7 protein-coding genes and 1 pseudogene are annotated in these 8,359 nt (G+C 39.3%); all 8 read right to left on the bottom strand.

Annotated elements, in window-relative coordinates:
- Positions 1 to 2,210: ATP-dependent DNA helicase DinG (dinG, locus tag AC1DUW_RS16515; protein ID WP_477642982.1), on the bottom strand; the 2,210-nt coding region annotated here is incomplete at its 3' end.
- 227 nt (positions 2,211 to 2,437) lie between these two features.
- Entirely contained in the window at positions 2,438 to 2,821 is a 384-nt protein-coding gene (gene panD, locus AC1DUW_RS16510) for an aspartate 1-decarboxylase (RefSeq protein WP_053346751.1), read from the bottom strand.
- Positions 2,822 to 2,845: 24 nt separating this feature from the next.
- On the bottom strand, positions 2,846 to 3,694 hold the full coding sequence (gene panC / locus AC1DUW_RS16505; RefSeq protein WP_053346752.1) for a pantoate--beta-alanine ligase: 849 nt from the start codon (positions 3,692 to 3,694) through the stop codon (positions 2,846 to 2,848).
- Positions 3,691 to 4,527, bottom strand: a complete 837-nt coding sequence (gene panB / locus AC1DUW_RS16500; RefSeq protein ID WP_053346753.1) for a 3-methyl-2-oxobutanoate hydroxymethyltransferase — start codon at positions 4,525 to 4,527, stop codon at positions 3,691 to 3,693. Before panB ends, panC begins: the two co-directional genes overlap by 4 nt.
- A gap of 350 nt (positions 4,528 to 4,877) precedes the next feature.
- A complete protein-coding gene (locus AC1DUW_RS16495; RefSeq protein WP_053346754.1) occupies positions 4,878 to 5,858 on the bottom strand; it encodes a biotin--[acetyl-CoA-carboxylase] ligase in 981 nt (326 codons plus the stop codon).
- Entirely contained in the window at positions 5,843 to 7,036 is a 1,194-nt protein-coding gene (locus tag AC1DUW_RS16490; protein WP_477642981.1) for a CCA tRNA nucleotidyltransferase, read from the bottom strand. Before AC1DUW_RS16490 ends, AC1DUW_RS16495 begins: the two co-directional genes overlap by 16 nt.
- A gap of 13 nt (positions 7,037 to 7,049) precedes the next feature.
- Positions 7,050 to 8,189: an N-acetyl-alpha-D-glucosaminyl L-malate synthase BshA gene (gene bshA / locus AC1DUW_RS16485; RefSeq protein WP_053346756.1), complete on the bottom strand. Its 1,140-nt coding sequence runs from the start codon at positions 8,187 to 8,189 to the stop codon at positions 7,050 to 7,052.
- Positions 8,190 to 8,193: 4 nt separating this feature from the next.
- Positions 8,194 to 8,359, bottom strand: a pseudogene (locus AC1DUW_RS16480) (bacillithiol biosynthesis deacetylase BshB1); the annotation flags it as partial.

Below are 8,359 nucleotides of genomic sequence, written 5' to 3'. Positions count from 1 at the left end.
GTTTCCGAGAACTCCTCCACTGATAAGCAATTAATATCCGGAATATCGTTCGGAACTACCACCTTCACAAGTTCCTTATAACGAAAAGGTGAAGGARATCTTGCGGTCTGTATTGGTTCAGAATCTAAACCAAGCTGCGCTTTAAAGTACTGAAATGAATCCTTCACAACGAGKGTTGCCGATGTCATGATCACACTTTTCTGGCGTCCAAAATAGGAATCCCACAACCATTTACTTCCTGCAATTGGCTGAACAGTCAATGTCACGCCATGTTGTGGTGCTGTATTTGTATAATCAAGCCAATAAATATTTTCTTCTTGTGGATTGATAAAAAATTCATGTAAGGAATCCCTTGTATCCTGCAAATGTCCAAGAAGCACTTCTATATCATTTAAATAAAATAAAGCATTTTTCCCTAACGTGGCTTCATTATTTAATAAAAGACTCAACCTTTTCTCCAGTTCCACGATGATCGATCCTAGCAAGTCTACTAACCGTTCAGCAACCAGAATCGCTTTACTCCATCGATGGTCATCTATCTTAAATGAGAGGCGTTTCGGACTCACAGAATGAGATAGTTTTTGGGCTTGGTTGGAGATGTAATAAAAAAGTTGTTCAAATTCATAGGCAAAGTCATTAAGCTTTCGATCTAGGTCATGCGTGGACCTACCTTCCGTCAAGCGGTTGTTTGAGAGCAATTTTTCAAGTTTGTATAATAATTGCTTTTGATCTGTGGTCCCTAGTCTGTTCAGCACCGTCTTCACAGAAATATAATTAAGTCTTCGTCCAAGCTGTTTAGAAGCAGCCTGTTCCAAATGGTGAGCCTCATCAAGAATTAAATACCCTTTTTTTGGAATGAGGGCATCTTCTGTAAGAAGATCAGTCATTAAAAAGGAATGATTAGTAATGATGATATCTGCTTTGCCCGCTGTTCTTTTTGCTCTTTCAAAAAAGTCCAATTCAAGCCATGGTTGTTTTAAACCGACATATGTAAGCCCGTCACTTTGAAGTCTATTCCAAAAAAGTTGTCCACCACTTGTGAGATTTAATTCATCTTTATCTCCTGTTTCCGTTTCCGTTAGCCAAACTAATATTTGCATTTTTGTTAATGCTGTTTCGTAATTATCTTCCTTTTCACGTAATGCCCGTTCAAACTTTGCCAAACTCAAATAATTACTTCTCCCCTTTAGCAATACAGCTTGAAAAGAATAAGGAAGGATTTTTTTCAGCTTAGGAACTTCGTTTTGAAGAAGTTGATCTTGTAACTGAAGCGTATACGTCGAAACGACTACGGGCTTTTGATGTTTCCTCGCAAAATAAACAGCAGGAAGCAGATAGCCTAAGGATTTCCCAATCCCAGTCCCAGCTTCAATGATTGCGTCTTGACTGGATTCGAAGGAATGATGAATCATATTCATCATTTCCAGCTGTCCGTTTCTCGCTTCAAAAGCAGGAAAAGCATTTTGTAGCATGGCCATTTTCTTCTTATCATCTTGCGGAAATTCTGCTTCTCTGTCTTTATAATTAGTTTCTTCGTCGACTTTTTTAAATGCAAGGCCTCTAAATGTAATAAGTTCAGGTGAATGAACTTCAGCTTTTGTAAGTTTGCTTGCAATACAAGCATCTATCAATTCGGAAATTTCACTTTGTAAGGAAAAAGATAAGCGGTATAACTGTTTAAGCGTCATCACTGGCAGATTCATGAGCTTTTTTTTCAATTCCAATAATAATAAAGCGGTAGCATATGCATCGCTATCCGCTTGATGAGGCCGAGAATGATCTAGATTTTCTTCTTTGGCCAGCTGATGTAGCTTATATCCATCGGATGTCGGTTTCAAAATTTTCGCTAACTCTACCGTATCAAGTGTGGAACCATAAAAAGGCTCCAATCCACAGCGTACTAATTCTTCCTGTAAAAAAGATAAGTCAAATAAAACATTATGGGCAACAAAACAAGCCCCTTCTATAAGCCGGGCAATATTTTCTGCGACATCTTCAAAGTCAGGTGCATCCTTTACCGTCTCGTTGCTTATTCCGGTCAATTCTTCAATAAACAAGGAAATTTCTTGTCCAGGGTGGATGAACGTTGAGTATTCATCTACAATTTGATCATTTTCGATGACTACGCCGGCAAATTGAATAATCCGGTCTCCTTTTTTCGGAGAATTTCCTGTTGTTTCCAAATCGACCACTACATATCGTTGTGTCATGAATTGTACACCTCAAACTTCACTTTCTCCACTTCCTGATGGAATTCTCTTATCTTTTTTATACCATAATAATCGTAATAAAGGAAACACGCAGTTTATCGAATAAAAGTTTAATTAATTGAATCCACTTCAATCCCTACCCCTATCCTGGTAATACAATTCTAAGCAAATGAAAAGGGCCGGCTCAACATATGCATGATACATGCGCATAAGAGCCGGCCTTCCGCTTACATGATAGTAGCTGCAGGTTCGTTTGAAATCAGTTCAACAATTTGGTTATTTTCATTCATAATCGCAACTTTAGGCTGATGATCACTCAGCTTATCTTCAGCGACCATCACATAAGATATGATAATCACAATATCATCAGGCTGAACTAGTCTTGCTGCTGCTCCGTTCAAACAAACAACACCGCTGCCCCGTTCACCTGCAATCACATACGTTTCAAGGCGTGCACCATTATTATTATTGACGATGGCTACTTTTTCATTCGGCAGAATGCCTACCGCGTCAATTATGTCTTCATCAATTGTAATACTGCCAACATAATTCAAATTGGCTTCAGTAACCCTTGCGCGATGGATTTTTCCATTCATCATTGTTCGAAACATGTAAACTCCCCCTATGCTGTAGGTTTATTCTACTGTCAATGTAATATTATCAATTAGCCTTGCATGCTTAAACTTCACGGCCATTGCTATAATGATATTTCCTGATAATGTTTCAATCGGCTTGAGCTCTGGATATTGATAAACCTCAATATAATCTATTTTCCCATTTGTATGGGCTTCTACATGTTCCCTTACTAGCGCCATAATTGTATCAGGATTTCTTTCCCCTGTATTAATCGCTTCTATCGCTTTCAATAAACTTTGGTATAATTCTTTTGCTTCTATGCGTTCATCATCTAGCAGATATACATTTCGAGAGCTCTTTGCTAATCCATCTTCTTCACGAACGGTATCGACAGCTACGAGTTTAATTGGAAAATTAAAGTCTTGAATCAAACCATCTATTACTGCGACTTGCTGTGCATCCTTCTTACCGAAGTAAGCTCTATCTGGAAGAATGATATTAAAGAATTTCGTTAGGACCGTCGCTACACCATCGAAATGGCCTGGTCTTTGTCTACCACATAAACATTCCGTCCTGCTTTGGACGACAACCTTGACTGATGGCTCTTCACCGTACATTTCATTGACAGTTGGGTAGAAAAGATAATCCACGCCTGCATTGGCTGCGACATTTTCATCACGTTCCAAATCACGAGGGTATGTTTCAAAGTCCTCATTTGGTCCGAACTGCAACGGATTGACAAAAATACTTAAAACAACGATATCATTTTCTTTACGAGCGTTTTCTAAAAGGGTGGCATGTCCCTCATGTAAGAAGCCCATTGTTGCTACATAGCCGACACTTTTGTGATTGCTTTTTTCCTTAATGATTATTTGTTGTAATTCAGCTGCAGAAGTAAAAGTTTTCATTTTTTTCCCCCGTAAAGCGCTGAAAGCTGCTCTTCCTTCATCGTAAATGTATGCTCTTTCGTTGGAAAATCTTTAGTTTTCACTTCATTCACATAACTTGTAATCGAATTGCTTATTAGTTCGTTCGCATTTCCGTACACTTTAACAAATTTTGCAACACGATCAACACCATAACTGATGACATCGTGATAAACAAGGACTTGACCATCTGTTTCAGCACCTGCCCCAATTCCAATGGTTGGAATTGCTAGGTTTTGTGTGACGAGTTCTCCTACTTGATATGGTACACACTCAAATACTATCGCTATGGCTCCTGCCGCTTCACATTTTTTCGCATCTTCAACGAGCTGTGAAGCTGCTTCCGCATCTTTTCCCTGTACTTTATACCCACCAAGCACACCGACCGATTGCGGAGTCAGGCCAAGATGAGCTATTACGGGAATACCAGCCTTTGTTAATGCGGAGATTTTTTCGACAACGTCATCTGCCCCTTCAACCTTCACAGCATCCGCATGGCCTTCCTGCATGATGCGGGCCGCATTTTTAAGTGTTTCATCTAAAGATAGGTGATAGCTCATGAAGGGCATATCTGTCACGACAAACGTATCGGGGGCCCCACGTTTTACTGCTTTTGTATGATGAATCATGTCATTAACCGTTACAGGGATGGTAGAGTCATAACCTAATACAACCATTCCTAAAGAATCGCCAACTAAAATCATGTCGACACCTGATTGTTCGGCTAACTTTGCTGACGGATAATCATATGCCGTAAGCATGACAATTTTCTCGTGATTTTGTTTCATTTTCAAAAAATCTCCGGATAATTTCATTACGTTTCCTCCTTTTTGATGGAGGAGATGAAAACATCAGCGTTTTAAAAACTGGTGTCTATACATTCATACGCAAAAAAAAGACTGACTAAATAGAGTATCTGTTACGTTACAATAAGTGGCAAAAAACGCCTCATATTGTCAACAAAACAGCACTTGTCCTTTTAGTCAATCTCTTTGATAACATCAGAAGTTTCATCCCTCCGTCCTAGTCCAGTACGCTGGATCAAGGCAGATTTTCAAATAATTTGGTATTTATGGGGGTGCAGTTCACATGAGATACTGCCCACTTGCATTATATCAAGCCAAAATCAAAAATTCTATTTATTTTTCACAGATTTGACAAAAATCTACTGAATTTCAATGTCTGCTGAATAAATCGAATGTACGGTTCCCTTTTTGTCTTCAAGGAGCAGAACACCAGCATCTGTTATTCCCAATGCTTTTCCGACAATTGTATCATTAACCGTACTCGCTTTAATAACCTGTCCCAGGCTGATGGCATAACTCTCCCATAAACCCTTTATTGGCATAAAGCCTTCTTGTAAATATAGATCATACAAATTTTCTAAACGAACCAACACACGTTGTATAACCTTTGACCTTGAAACCGTTTCTCCGCTTTCTATGAAAAGAGAAGACGCTTTCTCCTGCAGATCTTCTGGGAAATCTTCAATTTGTTGATTGATATTCATACCAATTCCGATAATGACAGAATGAATTCTGTCCGATTCTGCCTGCATTTCTGTCAGAATGCCAGTTACTTTCTTTCGATTTATCAAAATATCGTTCGGCCATTTGATTTGAGGTTGTAAATCCGTTATATCCTCTATTGCCTGAACCACGGCAACCGCGGCCAGTAAAGTCAACTGAGGAGCCTCATGAAGTGGAATCTTTGGCCTTAAGATTAGACTCATCCAGATGCCACTGAATTTTGGAGAATGCCAAGATCTCATGAGTCTTCCTTTTCCAGATACTTGTTCCTCGGCAACAACAAGAGTCCCCTCCTGAACTCCTTCATTTGCAAGTTGATGGGCAATTTTTTGAGTTGATTCTACAGATTCCTGATAGTGAATCATTTTCCCGAGTTTTTTTGTTTCCAAGCCAAGCTGTATTTCGCTTTCTGACACTTTTTCCGGTGTTGAAATAATCCGGTAGCCTTTTTTGCGGACAGCTTCAACATTATACCCTTCACTGCGCAGGTCTTCTATATGCTTCCAGACAGCCGTGCGCGAACAGCCTATATATTCAGCAATTTCTTGACCGGATATAAATGCACCATTCGCCTTTGAAAGGGCTTCCATCAGCTTTGTTCTTAAATCAGATTGCATTTCTCCAGCCACCTCTTAATTTCATCTTTTTCATTTCTTAATTCTGCATTCAAAACAGCTTTCAAAATCAATTCCAAGTATTCTTTCACCCATGGACCCGGTCTTTCTTGATGCCATTTCAGTAAGTCCGTACCCGTTACCGCAAGATCAGACATTTGTTTAATTATTAATTCATTAAATCGTTGATGAATAACCTTCTCCGCATACTTAACATTTCGTCCTGCTAAGACAGCTCGGACTGTAGCAGCTTGGACGGCTTCAATCTGACCTGCCTGGAATATTTCGAGAGCAGAATTTTCAAACGGCGGTTCTTTCTTTGCTAACTGAATAATACGTTGGACACTTCTAATTGTTTTCAGCGGCAGTTTCCACTCTCTTAACGCCGCTTCAATATCCTTGGCATTCGTATAAATCATGATAACAGACCATAAATCTGCCGCTTTTAAGTGATGAAGCGGCAGATTTAATAACTTCTCCAAATTTTCTTTTTGATTGGAAAATCGTGGCAAGTATTGGTATAACCCGCTCTCTAGTAAGAGCGAGAGGGCCCTTGTCTTGTAATCTCCAGCTAAAAGTTTTTCAAATTCAATGAGAATTCTTTCGATTGCAATTTCGCTAATGATTGGTCCATTCTCTTGAAGTGAATCAAAAGTTTGCTGATCCAGTTCGAAATCAAGCTGGCTGACAAACCTTAATGCACGCATCATTCTCAAAGCATCCTCATGAAATCTTTCATGAGGATTGCCAACCGTGATAATTCTTCTTTGTAACAAATCACGCTTACCGTTAAATGGATCAATCATATTCCCAGACTTATCCATAGCAATCGCATTCATCGTAAAGTCTCTTCTCTGTAAGTCTTCGGTCAAAGAACGGACAAATTGCACGGAATCAGGTCTGCGAAAGTCCGTATACCCGCTTTCCGTTCTAAATGTCGTAATTTCGTACGTACCAGACTCCGCAATTACAAGCACCGTTCCATGTTCGATTCCGATATCTGCTGTTTTAGGAAAGATTCCTTTAATTTCCTGAGGTGTAGCAGAACTAGCGATATCCACATCATTGATGGGCCTGCCAAGTATATAATCTCTTACTGAACCACCCACAAAATAGGCTTCGAATCCTGCTTTTTCAATCAATTCAAGAATGGGCACTGATTTTAAGAATAACTGATCCATCAGCATCCCCTCCTTATTCAATAGAATTAGTTTCGAGCGCTTGAACATAGATTGCTTCATACTCTGACATAATGGTATCTGAGTGAAATTCAGTATTGGCCCTTTCTAGAGCAGCCTCAGAAAAACGTTTATGTAAAATAGGGTTTCTTAAAAGTCCGACAGCCTTTTCAGCTACCATTTCGACGTCGCCCAATTCACAAATATAGCCGGTCTTTCCGTCAACAATAACCTCGGGAATCCCTCCTACATTCGTTCCTATACATGGAACACCACATGCCATTGCCTCAAGAAGTACAAGTCCAAAACTTTCTTTTTCGGATAGCAGTAAAATTAAATCACTAATTGAATATAATTCGGCAAGGTTGTCCTGCTTACCCAGAAACAAGACCTTTTCTTCGATTCCGAGATCTTTAGCCAACTTTAATACCGTTGTTACTTCCGGGCCGTCTCCTACGAGAAGAAGCTTAGCAGGTATTTTCTTTTGAGCTAAAAAGAACGCTTGGATAACATCTTTAACCCGCTTGACTGAACGAAAATTTGATACATGAATGATGACTTTTTCTTCATCTTGAATACCGTACTCGTCCCGTAAATATTCTGAATTGGTTTTATGATAATCCCTTTCATCAATAAAATTATAAACGGTTTTGATTTCCTTTTCCGGAGAGATTAACTCATGTGTTTGTTGCACGAGCGAATTAGATACACCTGTAACAACATCTGATTGTTCAATTCCAAATTTTATTAAATTGGATAGTGAAGGGTCATGGCCTAGCACAGTAATGTCTGTACCATGAAGAGTCGTGACGATTTTAACTTTATTTCCTGACATCTGCTTTGCAAGAATCGCACAAACCGCATGTGGAATGGCATAATGAACATGGAGAATATCAAGTTTTTCCCTCTTCACTACTTCCGCTATCTTACTCGCAAGCGCAAGGTCATAAGGTGGATATTGAAAAACAGAGTAAGAGTTGACTTCCACTTGGTGATAATAAATATTATGGTACATCTTATTTAGGCGGAAAGGGAGGCTTGAAGAAATGAAATGTATTTCATGTCCTTTTTCTGCAAGCATTTTGCCCAATTCAGTTGCAACGACACCCGAACCTCCTACTGTAGGGTAGCAGGTAATTCCAATTTTTAATTTCATAAGATTATTTTTCCCCTAACAAATCGGCTTCGATCAGAAACGGTTTTTTTGACATAAATCCTTCCGCATAAGCGACACCCACTTCTTTGCCGAACATCTTTTCCCTTGCTTCTACTGTCTCGATATATCCGTTCACAAGCGGTGTCTCCACCGTTGTATTACTTTTTTCG

The organism is Peribacillus sp. P4_C12 (assembly GCF_056402095.1).
Note: the sequence above shows the minus strand (reverse complement) of the source record. Positions and strands in the feature narration are given on the sequence as shown.

Bases quoted from the DNA above. Each gene is read 5' to 3' on its own strand.
- AC1DUW_RS16495 (WP_053346754.1), bottom strand. From the start codon at position 5,858: ATGCAATCTGATTTAAGAACAAAGCTGATGGAAGCCCTTTCAAAGGCG.
- panD (WP_053346751.1), bottom strand. From the start codon at position 2,821: ATGTTTCGAACAATGATGAATGGAAAAATCCATCGCGCAAGGGTTACT.
- panC (WP_053346752.1), bottom strand. From the start codon at position 3,694: ATGAAAACTTTTACTTCTGCAGCTGAATTACAACAAATAATCATTAAG.
- AC1DUW_RS16490 (WP_477642981.1), bottom strand. From the start codon at position 7,036: ATGGATCAGTTATTCTTAAAATCAGTGCCCATTCTTGAATTGATTGAA.
- panB (WP_053346753.1), bottom strand. From the start codon at position 4,527: ATGAAATTATCCGGAGATTTTTTGAAAATGAAACAAAATCACGAGAAA.
- bshA (WP_053346756.1), bottom strand. From the start codon at position 8,189: ATGAAATTAAAAATTGGAATTACCTGCTACCCTACAGTAGGAGGTTCG.